General features: G+C 53.0%; 1 protein-coding gene and 1 pseudogene. Both read right to left on the reverse strand.

What is annotated here, in order from left to right:
* On the reverse strand, positions 1-281 hold a 281-nt coding region (locus ACQRAQ_RS08615), incomplete at its 3' end, for a hypothetical protein (protein WP_427794556.1).
* Positions 282-386: 105 nt separating this feature from the next.
* Positions 387-727 (reverse strand): annotated as a pseudogene (locus ACQRAQ_RS08620) (choline-binding protein A); the annotation flags it as partial.

Consider the following 727-nt stretch of genomic DNA (forward strand, 5'->3'; position numbering starts at 1 on the left):
GCATATAGCCAGCCTGAATGAAGCGAGACCGGATTGACTGAATCCACATAGAACCAATTACCGTCACGCAAATTCCAGCTCTGACTCCACATAACGGATCCTTGAGCACTTCCTTCATCGATAGAATCGGAAGGTGCAGGAGTCGAGGAAACGGATTGCAGCTCGTGAATAGTAGGGAAAGAGGAACTTATGGGGTCCGCATTCGCGACTCCGGCTACGCCGGAACCAGAGAGCAATAATATAAAAAGAATGAATAGCATTAATTTAGTTTGCTTTTCCATACCATATTCAGCCCCCAGTAATAACCAAAATATACATATTCCTAGTTTACAAATGAATCACTAAGAGCGATATGCAATTGGAAAAAAGCAATTAAAGAAGCGCTGTTAGCCTAGCCATACACCATTGCTAGCAAAAGAGTATTGTGCCCCGTCGATTTGCTGAATACCAGTAGCCATGGCGTGCGTCGAGGGGTCGAGCCAGTACCACGTGCCGTTTAGGTTGAGCCAGCCGGAGGCGAGGGCGCCGGAGCCCGTCGCGTAGTACCAGGTCCCGCCGTCGAGGACCCAGCCGGTCGCCATGGCGCCGGAGGGGTGGAAATAGTACATGGAGCCGTTGCACTCGTGCAGGCCAGTGGCCATGGAATGGGTCTCGGGGTCGAGCCAGTACCACGTGCCGTTTAGGCTGAGCCAGCCGGAGGCGAGGGCGCCGGAGCCCGTCGCGTAGT

Source organism: Collinsella sp. SGI.178 (assembly GCF_050313495.1).
Lineage (GTDB): Bacteria > Actinomycetota > Coriobacteriia > Coriobacteriales > Coriobacteriaceae > Collinsella.